13 protein-coding genes and 1 tRNA gene are annotated in these 20,008 nt (G+C 38.1%); 12 read left to right on the forward strand and 2 right to left on the reverse strand.

All coding sequences use genetic code 11. The annotated features are described in order from the left end of the window. Positions 1-67 precede the first annotated feature (67 nt). The 7 genes from NG653_RS00005 to NG653_RS00035 all read left to right on the forward strand — a co-directional run bounded on the left by NG653_RS00005 (position 68) and on the right by NG653_RS00035 (position 8,916). Positions 68-142, forward strand: a tRNA-Pro gene (locus NG653_RS00005). Positions 143-402: 260 nt separating this feature from the next. Then, a complete protein-coding gene (locus NG653_RS00010; protein ID WP_252739599.1) occupies positions 403-1,617 on the forward strand; it encodes a phage integrase SAM-like domain-containing protein in 1,215 nt (404 codons plus the stop codon). 136 nt (positions 1,618-1,753) lie between these two features. Beyond that, positions 1,754-2,152, forward strand: coding sequence for a hypothetical protein (locus NG653_RS00015; RefSeq protein ID WP_252739600.1), 399 nt, complete (start codon positions 1,754-1,756; stop codon positions 2,150-2,152). 95 nt (positions 2,153-2,247) lie between these two features. After that, a complete protein-coding gene (locus NG653_RS00020; RefSeq protein WP_252739601.1) occupies positions 2,248-2,685 on the forward strand; it encodes a hypothetical protein in 438 nt (145 codons plus the stop codon). A gap of 196 nt (positions 2,686-2,881) precedes the next feature. Continuing rightward, positions 2,882-4,330, forward strand: a complete 1,449-nt coding sequence (locus NG653_RS00025; protein ID WP_252739602.1) for a type I restriction-modification system subunit M — start codon at positions 2,882-2,884, stop codon at positions 4,328-4,330. After that, complete coding sequence (locus NG653_RS00030) at positions 4,327-5,466, forward strand: restriction endonuclease subunit S (RefSeq protein ID WP_252739603.1); 1,140 nt, start codon at positions 4,327-4,329, stop codon at positions 5,464-5,466. The genes NG653_RS00025 and NG653_RS00030 overlap by 4 nt, the downstream gene beginning before the upstream one ends. A 3-nt stretch (positions 5,467-5,469) precedes the next feature. Beyond that, a complete protein-coding gene (locus tag NG653_RS00035; protein WP_252739604.1) occupies positions 5,470-8,916 on the forward strand; it encodes a DEAD/DEAH box helicase family protein in 3,447 nt (1,148 codons plus the stop codon). Positions 8,917-9,070: 154 nt separating this feature from the next. On the opposite strand, the gene NG653_RS00040 is transcribed toward NG653_RS00035, so the two are convergent. Beyond that, on the reverse strand, positions 9,071-9,739 hold the full coding sequence (locus tag NG653_RS00040; protein WP_252739605.1) for a hypothetical protein: 669 nt from the start codon (positions 9,737-9,739) through the stop codon (positions 9,071-9,073). A gap of 198 nt (positions 9,740-9,937) precedes the next feature. Between NG653_RS00040 and NG653_RS00045 the strand changes: the two genes are divergently transcribed. The 5 genes from NG653_RS00045 to NG653_RS00060 all read left to right on the forward strand — a co-directional run bounded on the left by NG653_RS00045 (position 9,938) and on the right by NG653_RS00060 (position 19,026). Next, a complete protein-coding gene (locus NG653_RS00045) occupies positions 9,938-10,531 on the forward strand; it encodes a recombinase family protein (RefSeq protein WP_252739606.1) in 594 nt (197 codons plus the stop codon). Between the two features lie 91 nt (positions 10,532-10,622). Next, the gene (locus NG653_RS00050; protein ID WP_252739607.1) at positions 10,623-13,757 is read left to right on the forward strand and encodes a DEAD/DEAH box helicase family protein; all 3,135 of its coding nucleotides are present in this window, start codon (positions 10,623-10,625) and stop codon (positions 13,755-13,757) included. 495 nt (positions 13,758-14,252) lie between these two features. Next, complete coding sequence (locus NG653_RS00055) at positions 14,253-16,994, forward strand: TrlF family AAA-like ATPase (protein WP_252739608.1); 2,742 nt, start codon at positions 14,253-14,255, stop codon at positions 16,992-16,994. Between the two features lie 157 nt (positions 16,995-17,151). Next, positions 17,152-17,277, forward strand: coding sequence for a hypothetical protein (locus NG653_RS14720; RefSeq protein ID WP_256470371.1), 126 nt, complete (start codon positions 17,152-17,154; stop codon positions 17,275-17,277). 666 nt (positions 17,278-17,943) lie between these two features. Next, a complete protein-coding gene (locus NG653_RS00060) occupies positions 17,944-19,026 on the forward strand; it encodes a Fic family protein (protein WP_252739609.1) in 1,083 nt (360 codons plus the stop codon). Positions 19,027-19,148: 122 nt separating this feature from the next. Here the strand turns inward: NG653_RS00060 and NG653_RS00065 are convergent, their stop codons facing one another. Continuing rightward, on the reverse strand, positions 19,149-19,892 hold the full coding sequence (locus NG653_RS00065) for a LuxR C-terminal-related transcriptional regulator (RefSeq protein ID WP_252739610.1): 744 nt from the start codon (positions 19,890-19,892) through the stop codon (positions 19,149-19,151). Positions 19,893-20,008 lie beyond the last annotated feature (116 nt).

Below are 20,008 nucleotides of genomic sequence, written 5' to 3' on the forward strand. Positions count from 1 at the left end.
CGCCCTTGGCGGGAAGGCCGCAGGGCCGAATAAAATATTGGATTGGGCAGGATTCTTACCTGCCTTTCGGGGTGTAGCGTAGCCCGGTTATCGCGCCTGCTTTGGGAGCAGGAGGTCGCAGGTTCGAATCCTGCCACCCCGACTAACTGAATATCAGTTATTTAAGTCAGTTTGACCATTGTGTCAGGCTGACTTTTTTCTTTCCATATAGCCGTTAAATCCCCTGTTTTGCGTATATTTTTAGTCAGATTTTAGTCAGAAATGTACACAGTTAAGTTTTACTTGGATACTAATGCCAAGAGGAAAAAGGGTTATACGGTACAGATAGAGACCTATTGTACTAGCACCAAGAACCAAAGAAGGAGGAGTTCAGGATACTATCAGAATAGGATGAGTATAAAGATGACCCCAGAACTTACCAGATTATTAGGTGAACTCCAAGACCGTGTTGATTATGCAAACAGAATGAATCTGGGATATGACCAAGCGATGGAGGTTATTGATAATGGATATGCCAATAATCAAAAGCAAATTGAATATCATAAGCAAAAGTTAGCGGAACTTGAAAAGAAAGAACCTAAGCTGTTGATTGATTTCATCAAAGAAATGATTCATGAAAAGGAAACAAAGGGACTTTCTGTTAGACACTTTGAGGAACTAGTAAAGGAGATGGAGAATTGGCAAGGTGATTCGCTTGACATCAATGATATAAGCTATCGTAAATTGAGGGAGTATGAACATTTTAAACGTCAAAACAGCATTACCAATGGTGCTATTATCCACAAAACAATCAGAACTTTAAGAACGGTTTTTAATGAAGCTAAAAGAAGGGGGTTAATCCATAATCTAAACGTTGACCCGTTTGAGGGATTAAAGATTGCAGTAAAGCAAAAACCCAATGACGATAAGGCGATTACAAAAGATGACCTAGCAGCATTTAGAGATTTCAAGCCTAAAAAAAGCACTACAAAGAAGAACCTAGATAACATGATGCGAGCAAGAGACTTATTTATGCTACAAATCTATATCGGTGGACATGACATGGCAGATGTTGCCAATCTCAAATGGTCAGACATCCATGAAGTTGATGGTATAAGAAGAATAAGGTTTCAACGATTCAAATTACGCAGTCGAAACAATAGTGTTTGGGTAGATAATGCTATAACACCGAAGGCACAAGAGATTATTGACAAATATGGAACTCCCGATGAGGAAAGAATATTTGGATGGTTAGCAAACCCAGATACCGAGTCCTATAGGCAGCATAATGCCAATCAGCGCAAGACGTTGGGGAGAATATGTGATACGATGGACATACGAAAGCTAAAAACAAAAGACCCAAGAAGGATATTCAGGAGTATTGGGGGACAGCTTGGCATAAATGAGATTCTACTAAACCAAATGATGGGGCATAAACCTTCTACTGTTTCTCAAAGATATCAACAGAACTTATCAAGAGAAGCACAAGACAAAGCACATCGAGAAATTATTGATAATCTTTTCATTACTAAGGTTCAGAAACCAACTCGTAAAGCAGGAAATAAGGTGTTGCAAACTTTGGAAGAAATGGAAATAGACTTCCCTGATAGAAACCCTGATTTGATATACCTAAGTTGAAAAATCATTTGGCATTATCTTATGTAAGATTTATTATAAGATAGGCACTCGATTTTTACTCATTAGAGTTCAACGGCAATATATCACTCCTTACCTCGTTGTCCTACTAGATGAATTTATAATCCAAATCTTACAAATGAAAATCTTCAAATTCAAACTTTTATTTTTAGCCTATTCATTTTCATTTTTCCTGCTATCCTGCTCAAAAGACAATTCAGAAGAAATAGTTTATGATGCTAATAATCCACATCCTAATGCCGCAAGTGCTTTAATTGGGACATGGGTATCCGAAACGGATGAAAGCGATACGCGAACTTTTAAATGGGACGGAACTGTAGTTTATGGTAATGGTAATATTCAGAACTATAAAGTTAAATTTCCTGATGGCTATAGCGAACAATATGACTGTCAATTATTGGTAATGGAATTTACCAGTCTTGAAGGAAATAGTACAACGACTACGAGAATTTGTAATTCATCATTTGGTGACTTTATCATGTATTTTTCAAGTAGAAAGAAGTACTTGAAAATTTAGATTTAATCTACATCAGATTAGTAATCAAATACCCTTCATGCTCTCTAAAATAGTAATATACTTTAGTTATAATTCAGAATCCAAATCATAATAAAATGAAATTCTTCAAACTTAGCAGTTACCAATTTGTTATTCTTTTTACTTTAATACTAACATCATGTTCAGATGATTCAGGAGATGATTCAATAAATGAAGAGGGAGTAGATTTAATCGTTGGAGAATGGTTGTTCGTTTCAGAAAATGATTATTTCTGTGGCACAAATGAGGTTGCAACTGAAAGGTTAGCAGAATCCAATAGAATTTATGTTTATAATGAAGATGGCACATGGCAAGAATTCGAAAATGGGAATCCTGATTGGACAGGAACATGGGAGAGTTTAGGTGACGGAAGCTATAGCTTTTATTATAATGATGACAGAGTAACTCAAGTTTGGGAATTGGAATTCGTGGATAACGGAAATACAATGAGGTTTGGAATTGAAAACCCTTGCGAAGGTGAAACTCAAACCTACACAGTCTGGACTAGGCAGTAAACTGAACAACGTTTCTAATGAAAGGCAGCTATTGGCTGCCTTTTTTTGTTATAACAATGAACCTATAGAAGTATAAGGTTTAACCAATTAAGATTGCTAAATTTATGGTTTGCAAGAATGCACTTACGTGATTTTAAACAAACAGTAAAAGAAACACTTACACTAATTAATGATAAGAGGAACGCTTAAATCCCAAGTGGACAAAATCTGGGAATCTTTTTGGACAGGAGGAATCTCCAACCCACTTACCGTAATAGAACAATTTACCTATCTTCTTTTTATTCGACGTTTAGACGAACGCCAACTGGCGGAAGAAAAGAAAGTCAACCTCATCGGAGGGGAACTCGAAAACGTCATCTTCACACCGCAGCAAAAGGAACTTCGTTGGAATTCTTTTAAGAACAAAGACCCACAAACCATGTATGACTTGTTCACCAAGCCAATGGTAGATGCAATGAGTGTCTTCGACCACATGAAACAAGTGGGGGCTAAAGGAGGGGTTTTTACTAGGTATATGAGCAATGCTACGCTCATTATTGCTACCCCTAGATTGCTCGACCAAGTAGTTCAGTTGATTGATAAGATTGATATGGACGACCGAGACACGAAGGGAGACCTTTATGAATATATGTTATCCAAAATTGCCACAGCGGGGCGTAACGGTCAATTCAGAACCCCAAGACACCTTATCCGAATGATGGTAGATATGGCACAACCAAAGAAGGATGACATTATCTGCGACCCTGCAGCAGGCACTTCTGGGTTTCTAGTAACAGCGGGAGAATATCTACGGGAGAACCACGAAGATTGGTTTCTTAAAGAAGAGTTTCGTAACCACTTCAACAATGAAATGTTTCATGGCATTGAAATAGACGATACAATGGTTCGTATTGGGGCGATGAACCTCCAATTACATGGCATTGAAAACCCACAGCTAATCAAAGGGGATTCATTAAGTGAAAGTCTCGGAGATATAAGAGAAGAGTATTCCTTAATACTCGCCAACCCTCCATTTAAGGGCAGTTTGGACTATGATTCCGTTGAAAACAGCGTCCTTAAAATCGTGAAGTCTAAGAAGACCGAATTACTCTTTTTGGGTTTGTTCTTACGTATGCTTAAAAAAGGCGGGAGATGCGCTGTAATCGTTCCTGACGGGGTATTGTTTGGCAGTTCTAAGGCACATACACAAATTCGACAAGAAATCATTGAGAATCATAAACTGGACGCTGTGATTTCCATGCCTAGCGGTGTTTTCAAACCCTATGCGGGGGTGAGTACGGCTGTTCTGTACTTCACCAAAACAGGAACGGGGGGTACTGATAATGTCTGGTTTTATGATATGGAAGCAGATGGGTATAGTTTAGACGACAAAAGAAATGAGGTTAAGGAGAACGATATCCCAGACTTAATTGAACGGTGGCATAATTTGAAGGCAGAGGTCGGACGAAAGCGTACAGATAAAAGTTTCCTTGTACCCTTTGGTGAGATTGAGGAGAATAATTGGGACTTGTCAATTAATCGTTATAAGGAGATTGAATATGAGGAAATAGAATACGACCCACCATCCAAAATCATAAAGGATATCGAAACTTTGGACATTCAACGACATGAAGCTTTACTTGCTCTAAAGGAGATGTTAAAATGAAAATGGTGAAACTTGGGGAAATAGCAAGCTTTAGTCAAGGTCAACAAGTTTCTATACCTGACCAGAAAACAGAACGATTTGATGACTGTGATACTTTTTTGAGAATAGTTAATTATACTCAAAACTCGCAAGACTTTAGATATATCCCTAAGCAAAATAAAAAGTATCACGTCAATGTCGATGATATTATAATGGTAAGGTATGGCGCAGTAGGATTCGTGGGGAGAGGGCTTGAAGGTGTTCTTGCAAACAACATGTTCAAGGTTAATTATGATAAGGAAAATGTTGATGGACGTTTTCTATACAGGGTACTTTGGAGTGATTCGGTTCAAAAGCAAATACTCAATGCTTCTCAAAGCACATCGATGTCTGCAATTAACTTTAAAACGGTTTCCAAGTTAAAACTTCCTCTTCCCCCATTAGACCAACAAAAAAAGATAGTCGAAATCCTTGACACGGCTGATGCTTACAGCCAAAAAACCCAATCCCTTTTAGACAAATACGACCAACTTACACAGAGTATCTTTTTAGATATGTTTGGAGACCCAATTAGCAATCCCAAAAGTTGGGAAACAGGCTCTATAGAATCAGCGATTAAAAAAATAAGCAAAATCACCAAAGACTTTGACAAACACTCAATAGAGTACATAGATATATCTTCTATCGACAATCAGAGGAACATAGTTACTGGTACTACCGAATATAGGCTAGATGAAAGACCTAGTAGAGCACAACAAATATTAAAGGCAGGGGATATACTATTTTCTACTGTAAGACCAAATCTTAAAAATATTGCTATCAATAACCTTGATGGAGCAATAGGTTCTACAGGTTTTTTTGTTTTTAGAACAGGCGAAAAACTGAACAATCGGTTTCTGTTCGAAATGCTAAAATGCGATTCTATGACGGAGTCATTCGTCAAGATTACTTCTGGTGCGAATTATCCTGCAATTAAGAACACAGATTTGAAGAAATTCAAAATCATAATTCCCCCGAAATCAATTCAAGAAGAGTTTAACAATAAGGTTCATTTGATTCAAAAACAGAAGAATGCTTTATTGCAATCAATTTCTAAATCAAAAAATCTATATGATAGCCTTTTACAAAAAGTATTTAAAGGGGAATTAACCAACTAAAAAATGAGCAACTTCCAGTTTCTTAAAGAAGAATTCTTAGGTATCTACAAGGAAGCTGTAGAAGCCGAGAAACTGGCGTTGATATCTCCAAAAGCAAGTGCTATTCTTTCTCGTTCAGCCCTTGAAATGGGAGTGAATTGGTTGTACCAGAATGACGCAGACTTGGAGTATCCCTATGACACCACGCTAAATAGCTTAATCCACAATAGGCATTTCAGAGAGGTGATTAAGCCCAGTATGTTTAGGGAAATTAACCTAATCCGATTAAATGGCAATAATGCTGCACATGGCAAATCCATAGGTCAAGACCATTCACTTGCGTCTTTGAAGAACCTTTTTCGATTTCTGGGATTTGTAGGGAAGTATTACAGTTCAAAAGACATTGTAATCCCCAATTTCAATAGTTCGTTTATCCCAGATGGGAGTGAAGAAAAGCGAACCCAGAGACAGCTACAAATTCTGCAAGAACAGCTAGAAGCCAAAGTCGACCAAGACAAGTCCTCGCATAGAAAGCTGTTGGAGCAGGCTGCTTTGATAGAAGACCTAAAAAAGCAACTCAAACAAAAGCAAGAAAAGACTACTAAGCAACGTGAAGAGCGGGAGAAAGTGGCAGAGGTGGACGCTGTGATTCCCGTGTTGGTTTCGGAAGCAGAGACCCGAAGGCTTTACATTGATGCCCTTTTAAAGGATGCGGGTTGGGATAATTTGCAGGAAGGAAAGGATTTAGAATACGAGGTACAGGGAATGCCAACCAGTGCCAATCCTTCTGGAATCGGATATGTGGATTATGTGCTTTGGGGTAAAGATGGTCAGCCCTTAGCTGTTGTAGAAGCAAAAAAGACGATGGCGGATGCCCGAAAGGGAAGACATCAAGCCTCGTTGTATGCGGATTGCATAGAACAAATGCACGGGCAACGCCCAATTATCTTTTATACTAACGGCTTCGAAACCTATATCTGGGATGACCAGTTCTATGTGGATAGAGAGATTGCAGGATTTTATACCCAAGATGAACTACAGCTGTTAATTGACCGCAGGACTACCCGTAAAGACCCTAGACACTTTCAGGTTAACAAGGAAATTGCGGGAAGAGCCTATCAGATTGAAGCAATTCAGCGTGTAGCTGAAAACATTGCTGTTACGGGTGCGGATGGAACATTTCGGGGAGCAGGAAGGGCTAGCCTTTTGGTCATGGCAACGGGAAGCGGAAAGACTCGAACCGCAGCAGCCATTGTGGACATGCTAAGTAAAAGTAATTGGGTCAAACGGGTACTTTTCTTGGCAGACCGAAATGCGCTTGTCACACAAGCAAAAAATGCCTTTAAGGAGCATTTGCCAGAACTCTCATCCATAGACCTGACCAAAGAAAAGGAGGACGACACTACTCGTTTGGTATTCTCCACATACCCCACCATCATGAATAAGATTGATGGGGTTAAAAGTGGCGATAAACGCTTCTACGGAGTAGGTCATTTCGACCTGATAATCATTGATGAAGCCCATAGGTCGGTCTATCAGAAGTACCGAGCTATCTTTGAGTATTTTGATGCCCTTCTTATTGGGTTGACTGCCACTCCAAAAAAGGATATAGACCGAAACACATATAGCTTATTCGGCATCGAGGACGATGTTCCCACCTTTGCTTATGAATTGGATACGGCTGTGGAAGATGGCTTTCTAGTCCCGCCAAAATCAATAAGTGTACCTCTAAAATTCCAAAGGGAGGGTATCAAGTATTCGGAGTTATCGGAAGCTGAAAAAGAGGAATACGAAGAGAAGTTTGGTGACCCGACCACAGAGGAAGTTCCTGACCAAATAAGCGGGTCGGCTGTGAATAAATGGCTGTTCAACACCGATACCGTTGATAGAGTTTTGGAACATGTGATGACGGATGGGATAAAGGTTGATGGGGGCGATAAACTGGGTAAGACCATCATCTTTGCCAAGAATCATGCTCATGCTGTTTTTATTCGAGACCGCTTTAATAAGAATTACCCAGAGTATGGAGGCAAGTTCTTGGAGGTGATTGACAACTATGAGACAAAGGCGCAAGATTTGTTGGAGAAGTTTGTTGACCCATATCAGGAACAGAACCCACAGATAGCTGTTTCGGTTGATATGATGGATACTGGGGTTGACGCTCCGAGAGTGGTCAACCTAGTATTCTTTAAGATTGTACGCAGCGTCACCAAGTTCTGGCAGATGATAGGACGAGGTACAAGGCTGTGTCCAGAATTGTTTGCTCCAAGCGAGGACAAGACCCACTTCCTGATATTCGATTACTGTGAGAATTTCGAGTTCTTTGATGAATATCCAGATGGGGTCACCCCTAGCAATCCAAAGTCCCTTCAACAGCAGGTCTTTGAAGGAAAACTACAAGTTGCGCACCTCATTTCTGAATTGGAAGAGAAAACCGAAGCAGAACGAGAGATTCGGGAGAAATATCTAAATGATTTACATAAAACTATTGCAAATCTCGACAAGGAGCGATTCGTCGTTCGTAAGGAGTTGAGGTACGTGAACCAATATTCGGATAAGAATAAGTGGTTGAACCTTTCAAAGTCTGATATGCAGGAGATTCGTCAGCACTTGTCTCATTTGCAGACGGTAGCAAAGGAAGATGACGAGTTAGCCCGCAGATTTGATGTCCTTATTCTGAATTACCAAATCGCCTTACTACTGGAAGGAAGAGATACTTCCAAGTTCACCACTAAGATTTACCAAATTGCATCAGGGCTTCAAAGAAAGGATAACATCCCGCAGATTAAACTACAACTACCATTAATAAAGGAATTGCAAACGGAGTCCTACTGGAAGGCTGTTGATGTTAAGAAATTGGAGAAGGTGCGTACAGCCCTTAGGGAACTCATCAAGTACTTGGATAGTCAAACCCAAAACCCCGTATACACCAATTTCCAAGACTATCTTGACTTGGATAATGCTGTCAGCCGAGAACCGACACAGAACTATGTTCGTTTACAATCTTACAAGGACAGAGTTGAGAGTTATATCAGGCGAAATAAGCACCATATAACCATAGATAAACTCAACAAGAACATACCGATAACGTCAGCCGAATTAAAGGAACTGGAACGCATTCTGTTCACGGAGGAAGGTGCTGAATCAAAGGAGAAATTCGAACAAGAGTACGGGAAGATGCCTCTGGGTGTGTTTATTAGAAGTATTATCGGCTTGGATGCCCAAGCTGCCAATGATGCCTTTGCTGACTTCCTTACCTCTGGCAACCTAACAGCCGACCAGATGACTTTTATTAAGAAAATCATATCCTTCCTTACGGTCAATGGACGAATCGATAAGAAAATGCTGTTTGAATCTCCCTTTACTGACCAGAGTCAGGATGGAGTTTCAGGTGTTTTCAAAGATGAGGTTCAAATACGAAGTATCTTCAAGATATTGGAGGGAATTGACAGTAATGCAGAAATAGCTTAGAGCCTTTCAAAAAGTGAGTTTAGTAGAGGGATAAGGTTACAATACTATTTGGACGCATGTCCCTTCTTTAGGAAAACGGATTTCCGAAGTACCCCCACCTCCGCTTTAGGGTACAGCAACAATTTAATTAAAGACATCACTATTTTCACCTTCATTATTTTAAAGTAGGTTTTTGTCCTGCAATGAAACCATACATATCTATAATTTTTGCTTTGGGATATTTAATTGAAGTCTTCTGTCCAGTTATAAAATCTGTTGTATACGTTTGCGATGATAATCTATCTATTGTAGCTTGATTAGATTCATAAAACTTTTGAATAAGTAGCAAAGATTTTTCATTTACTCTTCTAAAACCGCACTTTCCATCGCTAATGGTTCTAAAAAACTCACAGAAATAATTGTCAAAGGCAGGGATAAAACCAAAAACACCTAGAAGAATTTTGGTAATCAGAGTAAGGTCTGCATTATCATTCATAATAATGCGGCTTTTGATTTCTTGATATACTTCTTGAATTATTAAGATATTACTTCGGCTATAGCAATCAACATCAATTTCCCATACTGACTTATCGAGTGAAGCAATAAAATGAATTGTGGATTCAAAGTATTTCGCACTTTTTTGAAGTAAAAAACTTGAACCTCTTAGCATGCCCCAACTTGCTAAATAGAATCCAAGAGTTAAACAACTTTTTTCAATATCATTATTGGGATTGTTTGTATTCTTAAAATAGTTGTAGCAATAATCAAATGAGGTATAACGGTCATGAGGTTGAGATTGACTTTTTATTCTATTTACCAAATCTTCTATATCTGTCCTAACCATTTTAGAAATTATAAGTTAAACCTTCACTATACAATTTACACTTTTGATTGATATCGCTAAGGAATCAACAAAATAGAAAGGTATAATTAAGTATCAATATCAAGGTATACCGTATACTAGTACGGCAATACGAACAACAAACTGTGCAATTCAACGAATAAAATAGTACATGTTGAGAATAGTACAGATGTTCATATCATGAAAGCAAAATATATAAGGGTAAGCACAACCGAGCAAAACACCCATAGACAAGAAGAGAAAGGTGTCAATCAGTTCATTGACAAGTGTAGTGGTTCAATCCCATTTAAGGAAAGACCATCGGCAAAAAGGCTATTGACAGCTATAGACAAAGGTCAAATCAATGAAGTGCAAGTGAAGAGTATTGACCGATTAGGCAGAAATACTCTTGACATTCTGACCACAATCAGGGAATTGACAGATAAAAATATTGCGGTTGTTTCTCAAAAGGAGGGGCTAACTACAATCATTGATGGCAAAGTCAACCCTGTTGCCAACCTCATCATTTCAATCATGGCAACACTATCGGAATTCGAACTTGAACAGATAAGGGAAAGACAGCGAGAGGGCATTGAAAGAGCAAAGCAGAGAGGTGTTTATTCATCAAACGGGGGAAGCAAAAAGCTGAACCCTGAACAATTCCTCAGTAAGTCCAAAAATGCATTATGTGCCAAGCATCTTAAAAATGGGGAGAGTGTAAGACGGGCAGCAAAACTATCAGGGGTATCGAACGCAACTGCCTTGAAGGTGAAAAAACATTTATCTGTTCTTTAATTAGTCAATTCACCAATCAGATTAAGCTAATACCCCGAAGCATAAAATATTCTTACTGGGGTTTAGTTTTATTACTAGAAAGTTGAATAATATGAAAATAACAGCATTCAGGGATGTTGAGTTTGATGGGGATGGCAAGCCAATTTATGATGATGAAATCATCCCTAAGATTCACTATGATATTGAAATCACAACCTCTAAGGAATCATCTGTCTGTTACAACAGTACGTTTACCAGTATAGATGCATATTACAAGGAGGAAAAAGGAAAAGACCCTATTAAAAAGGTAAACGTTGAGGATGATGAAATTTCAGAGGTATGGGGTGTAAGAGAGCAATTCGATATTGATGGGCTATGTGAAAAAATCAATAAAGAAAAGGAGAAACAAAAACATCATAGTACAGCTGTTTTAAAAGGAAACTACTCAGGGGGGACAAGCGGGAGACATTGCAAGCAAGGTGCTAACTATCTTTTTTTTGATATAGATGTTAAGAAGGATAGGGATGAATTAAATAATCCAGATTTAGCAAACAATAAGGTTGCATTAGCCAAACTAGTGTTGTTTCTGAAAGAACATGCTGTTTTAGTTTGGCGCTCAGCAAGTGGGAAAGGGATAGCAGGAGTTTTATATGTACCGAGATTAGCAGGTGTGAAGGACACCCAAAAGCATCTCGCAATCGGAAATGCGATTACGTCCTACTTGGAAGAACTTATCATCACAGAGAATGGAATTAAGGTCAAGTTCGATACAGCACAAAACAGGTTTAGGCAAATTCGATACTTGGCAAACCAGAGGGAAAAAGTAAAACTTAATCCCACTCCTACAGCCTTTCATTTTCAAGTTTCTGAAAAAGAGGTGAGGTATAATGGCTCGAAGGGATTTGAATATAAATACTATAGACCCGAAGAAGGGTCAATCCGCCAACAATTTAACCAAAACAACCGCATAGATGAAGTATTGGTCAAAAGTGGATTTAAATTGGTAGGTGACAATCGGTATAAGCACCATAAGACAACAAGTAGTTCAACAGGGGTTGTTTTAGGAGAAATTTTTTTCAATCACTCACAATCCTTTTCTAATAAGTACCAAGTATTTGATTCTTTTGGTTTAGCTGCATTCTGTGCGGATATGTCCATAAAGGAATTTGAGGAATATTTAAAATCAAAAGGTTTCGAACAAAAAGGCATAGACTTAGAAGAACTAAAGAGGCAAGCAGAATCTGTTAGGGATGAAAAGTCGATTTGGCGAATTGCCCAAAAAGTAAAGCTACTTTCAGAGCCAGAAAGAAGAAAATGGGTAATCAGCCTTAAAGTCAATGAAGAAGTACGACAACACTTCATTAACTACTTATTTATAAAAAAGCTATCCATTGAATATGACAGTTCATTAAAGATTGAACGCCATGTTTCGGAGATTTCTACTGATATTTTTGATTATGCAGATAAAGAAGGCAGAATTGTTGTATGCGCAGAAACAGGTACGGGCAAAAGCACTGCTATCATCAAAGAATTTGAAAGTCTAAGACCTGAGAAAAGACTTCTTTTCGTAGCCCCATTGACTGTAATCGTAGACCAATTCAGAGAATCAGGGTATCCGTGTTTAACTGGAAATAGTTCCGAAAAGGAGCATAAGAAGGCACTAGAATCAAATGTAGTGATAGCTACTCAGGAACAAGCAATTAAACATCTAGAGCATAGCGAATTTGACTATGTGGTGATTGATGAAGTGCATAGCATGATTTCTGCAAACAGCTATAAGGATGGGGTGATTTCAGAACTCGCTTCCATGATTAAGGAAAAGACATTAATTGGTTTGACGGGTACTCCCGTTCAAATTCTTTCTGATTTGGGTTTTAAACTCTTGAAAGTGATTTCAGAAAGGAAACCAAACTTACTTATTCAACGAAAAGACAACAGAAAGCCTGAGAAAATAATCTTGCAGCATCAAAAAACAGTTAAGGGACGGGCTATTTATCGGGTCAATTCAAAACAGGCTATTGAAACCGTTGTGGAAGAGTTGGTCAAATTCGGGTACGACCCTAAAGAAATTGCTGTATTTGAAAGTTCATTGGAGACCAAGTTGGGAAAGAATTACAAAGGATTAGTGTTGAATCAGAAATTTGGTGATGAGGTAAAGGTTGTCCTTACAACCGCTCTATTAGATGAGGGACTTAGTGTATATGACGAAGATTTTACCGATGTGGTTTTCATTGAAAATGAATTTAGACCAAACCCACAGCCGTTAAAACAATTCATGAACAGATTTAGAAATCAGGATGAGGGAAGAAAATGTTTCCATTATATGAAGATTTCTAAAGAAGATGACCCGAAAGGATTTAAGAATACATTTCAATCAGATAGAAAGAGGTTGTCAAGTGAAAAATCCAAATCCACTTATGGGGCAATAGGGAGTGATGATAATTTTATAAATACGGATGGTTCTGTTAATGAGTTCTATTTAGCTTATCACGTTTCGGAAAGGTATTTTAAATCTTTCGGTAGGGAAGAGTTCAATCAATACTTGGAACTGAATTACAACTTAACAGTTGATGTTGACTGGGATTACCAAAGTTCTGAAATTGAAGTTTCGAAATCCAAAGATGATAGGGAAGAGATTATTTCAGACCTAATTCTTAATCATTTAGATGAAGTTGAATCTGTTGTTCATGTGTACACTTTAGACAAAGGGTTGAAATCTCAACTAAATAGTGGTTTTAGGGGAGAGAATGAAGCGTTTATCAAAGCTAACCTCCAAAGGTTTGAAACCATATTAAAATGGATTTTGGCAATCAAGGAACTCGATTATGACTACCACAAGATAATCATGCCCGATGGGAAAATTGAAAGCCCTCAGAAAGTCGTATCAAAAATTGAACTCCTCAGAATGCAACTTGCACTTACCCGCCCTAAAACTCCTACAGACGAGAAGTTGAAATCGAGGTATAACAATTTCTTAGAAGAACTAAACAATCTGGATGATATCGAAAAGGTCAGGGTTTATAGACTTTGGAAAAAGCATGTTGGTTTGGAAAACCCCAAAGACTATATCTTAAATCATTTTATTGCTCTTAATACTAAATGGTTCTATGATAATAAAAAGAGCATATATCGAATAAAATCGGAGTACCCTGAAATATGGAGAAGGCATTTCAAAGCATGGTACAAACTGTTGCCACACAATGAAGTTCAATTATCTATGTTTGAGGGGGAATCTACATCTGATTAGTAATAGGACAACTAAAAGTACTTTCCCCCCAAGAAGTCAACAATATCGGAGGTTCAAGTGATGTTTCAACACAAAAAAAGAGGTTGATTGCTACGTAAAGCACGTTACCCCATAACAGAAACTTAATAGGGTTAACATTTACTGCCTATTTCACTGCATCAATAAACTGTCTATACTTAACATATATGGGGTTTTCCATGATTTATTGATTTATACATTCCCATACCAGACACTTAAAATCGATTTACATACCCCAAAGACGTCTTGAAAAAGAGTGGGTTCAAATAATACAGCTGAATAGCCCTCTTTATCGCTCTGTTATCTCCTTGTGTGGTATCAAGATTTGACCGTGACTTAAACTTATTACGGACTCCCTAGAATTTAGTAGGAAAAATCAATCAATTTAACCTGTATAAGGCTAAATTTAGGGTTATAGTTATAAATTGAACAAAATAAAAGCTTTAGACATTATAAACCCGAAACAGCAATTAGGGAATGAACAAAAAAATAACATCTGATAAAGGTTCTATTTGGAGAAAATGGGATTTACATATTCATACACCAAACACAAAACTAAACGATAATTTTCGTCAAGTTGGAGAGGAAGAAATTTGGAAAACTTATTCTGACAAAATAGAAAATTCTGATGTTTCTGCATTTGGGATAACTGATTATTTTTCTTGCGAAAACTACTTTACCTTTCTAGAAGAGTTTGGGAAACATTACCCTGACTCTAATAAGGTGTTTTTTCCCAATATCGAATTCAGATTAGATATTTCGGTTAATCAACATGCAGAGGAAGTTAACGTTCATATCATTTTCTCAAACCAATTAACTAAGAATCAAATAGATGATTTTTTATCTGGTTTAAAAACGAATCTTACAAATACAAGCGGAGCAAAAATATCTTGTAAAAATCTCGAACAAGACCAATTTGTAAGTGCCACAATTAATCATAATCAACTATTAACTTGCCTTTACGAGAATTTTGGTAAAGAAAAACCATACTTAATAATTGCGGCTGCCAATAATTCAGGTTTGAGACCATTAACTAAGTCTCCTCGAAAGCTAGCTATTACAGATGAGATAGATAAAATATGTGATGGTTTCTTTGGTGGAAGACAGAATGTTGAATACTATCTGGATACAGATAGATACGAAACAGATGAAATTGCCAAACCAAGACCAGTTATTTGCGGATGCGATGCACATTCATTTGATGACATTGATAATCATTTAGGTAAATACGTCACTAGAGAAAGCTCGGGAGGAAAAGTTGAAATCTACAAAGATGTCACATGGATAAAAGCCGATTTGACTTTTGAAGGTTTAAAACAAATAAAATATGAGCCACTTCACAGAGTATCAATATCAGAAAATGAACCCAGAAAACCAGTCAGAAGAGTAGAGAGTATAAAGTTTAACTTCCCTTCAAACACATTTATTCAAAGAAAGAACTCTAGTGAACAACAAGATTTTTGTTTAAAAAACCTGAAACAACCTATTCACTTTAGCGATTATTTCACGTGTATTATTGGGGGGCGGGGAACAGGAAAAAGCACGATAATCAACATTTTAGCAGAAAAATTAAATGAAAAAACTGTCTTTTTTGACCGTTCTAACCTTAAAATAAATGGCTCAGACTATGTCATTGAAAATGACCCATCCAGTTACATTGAAATTGTAGGAACTAATGAAATTGAATTTGTAAGTCAAGGTAAAATTGAAAAATTGGCAGAAGCTAATGAGTTGACAAGGCTAATATTTGAAGAGAGAATTAAAGAATTGGAAAGTGAATTTCTTCAAATTGAATCCGAGTACGAGCATATAAATTCTAAAATCGATGAGAACATTAGGATTCTGTTTAATCTAATTTCAAATTCAAAAACTAAAAGAGAAAAAACGAAAGAAAAGGAGACAATTCAAAAAGTTATCGATTCAATTAATGATGAGAGATATATCGCAATTACAGGAAGAATAAAAACTCTAAAACAAGAACTGACTTCTATAGAAAATAGCAAAAGGAACTATAATGCACTTCTAACAGAATTACGCACTATCACTCAAAATTATAAAGAATCCGATACAAAGAATGCAATAGACGAAAGGATACAAGAAATAATTTCAACTCTTATCGGATTAGATGAATTGACTAGCGTTGATGACCAAATTTCTTATGCTTTAAAGGAATTCGATGCTGTGAATTCAAGAGTTGAAGAAATAAACGGAGCATTAGTTACAGAGGCTCAAAATCTTCGTGCTTTCTTTCAAGAAAAAGGCACTAATGAAGATACTATTAAAGATTCTCAAAAAGCTTCTGACACTTTATCAAGAATTACATCTGACTTACAAAACATTGCAACCCAAGACGCTCGCCTTAAAAGCGCCTATAAAGAAAATGAGGAGATAATAAATGGTCTTTCAAGCCTTTACGATAGGAATAACGCTTTAATAAGCACTAACCTTTCAGAAATAAACAATAAGCTTAAAATAAATGATGAGAATGTTTTAGATATCAATTTCACTTATGGTTTTGATGAAGATGATTATAAAAGCAATCTATTTAGAGAATTCTACAATCTATTCAGTTCTTACCATATTTCTGGCACATCGGATTCTAGAGTTAAAGAAGTATTGTTTCTTATTGAACCAAGTTTAGAACTCTTAGACACTACATATTCAAGTTTTAGTCAACGCCTTGACAATCTCTTAACAGAAAACAATTATCGGAGAGATAATAACTATGTAAAGATAGTTACCGAAGTATTTAGCAATAAGGGGAATTACCTGATTTATTTAAATCTTATAAGGAAGCATAGATACAATTTATCTAAATATTTAAAAATCAATGGTTTCTATGGTAGTAGAGAACTTGAATCTTGTTCCTTCGGACAGCGTTGCACAGCTGTTATTGTTACCCTTTTAATGACTGGTGTTAAGCCGTTAATAATTGATGAGCCAGAAGCCCATTTAGATAATAAACTTGTGGCAGATTACTTGGTTGGTTTGGTAAAAGAAAAGCAGTTTGATAGGCAAGTAATATTTGCAAGTCATAACTCGAATTTTGTTATTAATGGTGATTCAGCCTTAATTCATATACTTGAAATACCAAATAACAGTATATACACACAAAAGACTTCAACTACAATAGAAAATATTCAAAACCGTGAAAAGCTATTAAAATTAGAAGGTGGTAGGGAGGCATTTTTGAACAGAGAGAATAAGTATGGAATATGAAACTATTTATTACTCTCATATTCAGTCTCTAATCGAATACATTTTTACATATTCATGTGAATTACTTTTCGATTCTAAAAAAGAAATAGTCATATTAAAGTCATATTGTGCGATATAAATGAAAATTATCAATAAATAAAGCATATAATTTACTGCTTTGGGAGCAGGAGGCCGCAGGTTCGAATCCTGCCACCCCGACGAAACAAACCCCGACGGCATTGCCGTTGGGGTTTTTTCATTCCTGGAGGAATGGAAGCTTGCTTCCAAATTCCGGAAGGAATGAAAAACCGACTTCTGCCTGCTGGCAGAAGTCAGGGTTTGCTTCAGTCACCCCCCAACTCAGGATCACGCGAGGAACGAGCGTAATCCTCATTTCAGGCATTTAACTTACATTGGGGTAACCAATGCCCACGCACCATCTGGCCCCTCACTAAAACAGGTCCACCGGACCTGTTTTGGTCGTTCGGTCCGGGTTTGATTCAGTCACCCCCCAACTCAGGATCACGCGAGGAACGAGCGTAATCCTCATTTCAGGCATTTAACTTACATTGGGGTAACCAATGCCCGCGCACCATCTGGCCCCTCACTAAAACAGGTCCACCGGACCTGTTTTGGTCGTTCGGTCCGGGTTTGCTTCAGTCACCCCCCAACTCAGGATCACGCCGTCCCGATAGCTATCGGGAGCGTAATCCTCACTTCAGACATTTAATTTACATTGGGGTAACAAATGCCCGCGCACCATCTGGCCCCACACTAAAACAGGTCCACCGGACCTGTTTTAATCGTTCGGTCCGGGTTTGCTTCAGTCACCCCCCCAACGTTAAGTCTCTTTGGAGATTTTCACAGGTAAAAATTACCCTCGTTAATAAAACGAGGGTAAATATTTACTATTTTTACTCTCGTTTGAATTTCGAGTGTACATAACGCCCTCGTTCAAAATGGTCAATTTATGGGCTATAATCCTCAAGTTGCGTATAATGAGCTTCCTTTACTGCCCCCTCGGGAAGAGATCGAAAATAAGGCGATCCTAAAGAAGACTATTTCAGCCAGCCGGGCCCTGTCTGAACTTAAGGGAGCCATTACAAATCTGCCAAATCCGACCCTCTTCCTGGACACCATTCAATTGCAAGAAGCCCAGGCCAGTTCCGCTATTGAGAACATCGTAACCACGCACGATGAACTGTTCAGGGCCTCGGTAGCTGACAGGAAAATTGAGAATCCGGCAGTAAAGGAAGTGTTCCACTACAAAGAAGCGCTCTGGTTGGGCCTGGAAGCCCTGAAAAAACGGCCGATTCTCAACACGAACCTGTTTATTCGACTGGTACAGACCATAAAGGGGAATCAGGCAGGGATTCGCAATGTACCCGGGACACAACTAAAAAATCCCTCCACCGGCCAGGTTATTTACACCCCTCCAGAAGGGGAAGCCGTTATCCGCGAAAAGCTGAAGAACCTTGAAGATTATATTCATGCGGAAGACGGAACGGACCCCCTGGTCAAAATGGCCATTATCCACTATCAGTTTGAAGCCATCCACCCCTTTTTTGACGGAAATGGCCGGGCAGGCCGGATTCTTCTATTGCTCTATCTCAAACTCACAGGATTGTTGGATTTACCCGCCTTGTTCCTGAGCCGGTATATCATAGAAAATAAGGGAACTTATTATACCAAACTCCGGGGGGTAACCGAGAAGAAGGACTGGCAGGGCTGGATTCTGTACATGTTGGACATGATAGAGCAATCCGCCAAACAGGACCGAAAACGCATCCTTGAAATTGAAGCCTTAATGCAACGGATGGGGCAGGAGATCCAGGCGCAACTACCGAAGATCTATTCCAAAGACTTACTGGAAATCCTCTTCCGATTGCCTTATGCCAAACGACAATTTTTGGAAGAAGCCGGATTAGGCACCCTCAAAACAGTTGGGAATTACCTTCAGGAATTGGAGCATGCAGGATATTTAAAAAGTGAGCAAGTGGGAAAGGAGAAGCTTTATTTAAACTTCGATCTTTTAAAGATACTTTCCTCTTAAGTAAGTGGTAATCAATACTCCATCTGTAGATGAATTTGCCAATAGGAGGAAATTACATAGCCATTAGTTTAAGAAAATGGACTTTTGATACAGGAAATAGGGAGTATTACACCTACCTTAATCTAGATCATCCCTTTTTGCTGTAAGTAAATTACCAGCTCCTGTGTATTTCGATTACCCGTCTTCTTCAGGATATTACGTCGATGGGTGTTTACGGTAAGCTTACTTATGAACAACTTTTTAGCTATTTGTTCGCTGTCTAAACCTTTCGCGATACAGTGAATTACTTCAAACTCGCGATCAGTAAATATATTTCCAGTCTTAAGCAGCTTCTCATCTGGATACCTAAAGCACGAATCATCGGGGGCACTGTAGAAATGAAACCCATGGCTGGATTTTGGGATATTTGTGAGGTCGGTATGTACCATTAGTACAAAAACTGAACGATAGGGAATTTGGCTATGTACCAAATAACACTGGAACAACAGGTCTATATAAATTCCATGTACATTTTTAATGGTAAGATTTGTGCTTAAAAACCACCTCTCGTTTGGACCATCATAGAGGTCCTGACCCAGGGAGAAAAACTTGCCACGAACAGCGTTATATCTCTCTTTAATGTTCGGGTGGCCATTTTGATATACTGTCAGGGGATAATCTAACACCTTAACGTCGCCGAAAAAGTCAAAATACCCTTTCGAGGCATACAAGGCGTTAAACTGGATCAGATCGCCCATAATGATGAATTGTCCGTGTTTGGCCATTTCATCCTCCAACAATACGACCTGTGGGTCAGCAGGACTGATGTCTGCAAAACCCTTCTTCAAATGCGCATCAAAAAAACCGGTAAGAAGATCGTAATTCATTTGTTTTCAAATAAAATACAATTTAAAAATTCCTACCGTAGTTCCGGCTTAATGCATATCATTTACAAGAAGGGTTTATAATTTTATATTAATAGTAATACTAGTACTGGTACCAA

Source organism: Robiginitalea marina, from assembly GCF_024006985.1.
GTDB lineage: Bacteria > Bacteroidota > Bacteroidia > Flavobacteriales > Flavobacteriaceae > Robiginitalea > Robiginitalea marina.

Coding starts and splice junctions, on each gene's coding strand:
- NG653_RS00010 (WP_252739599.1), top strand. CDS start 403: ATGACCCCAGAACTTACCAGATTATTAGGTGAACTCCAAGACCGTGTT.
- NG653_RS00015 (WP_252739600.1), top strand. CDS start 1,754: ATGAAAATCTTCAAATTCAAACTTTTATTTTTAGCCTATTCATTTTCA.
- NG653_RS00020 (WP_252739601.1), top strand. CDS start 2,248: ATGAAATTCTTCAAACTTAGCAGTTACCAATTTGTTATTCTTTTTACT.
- NG653_RS00030 (WP_252739603.1), top strand. CDS start 4,327: ATGAAAATGGTGAAACTTGGGGAAATAGCAAGCTTTAGTCAAGGTCAA.
- NG653_RS00035 (WP_252739604.1), top strand. CDS start 5,470: ATGAGCAACTTCCAGTTTCTTAAAGAAGAATTCTTAGGTATCTACAAG.
- NG653_RS00040 (WP_252739605.1), bottom strand. CDS start 9,739: ATGGTTAGGACAGATATAGAAGATTTGGTAAATAGAATAAAAAGTCAA.
- NG653_RS00045 (WP_252739606.1), top strand. CDS start 9,938: ATGAAAGCAAAATATATAAGGGTAAGCACAACCGAGCAAAACACCCAT.
- NG653_RS00050 (WP_252739607.1), top strand. CDS start 10,623: ATGAAAATAACAGCATTCAGGGATGTTGAGTTTGATGGGGATGGCAAG.
- NG653_RS00055 (WP_252739608.1), top strand. CDS start 14,253: ATGAACAAAAAAATAACATCTGATAAAGGTTCTATTTGGAGAAAATGG.
- NG653_RS00060 (WP_252739609.1), top strand. CDS start 17,944: ATGGGCTATAATCCTCAAGTTGCGTATAATGAGCTTCCTTTACTGCCC.
- NG653_RS00065 (WP_252739610.1), bottom strand. CDS start 19,892: ATGAATTACGATCTTCTTACCGGTTTTTTTGATGCGCATTTGAAGAAG.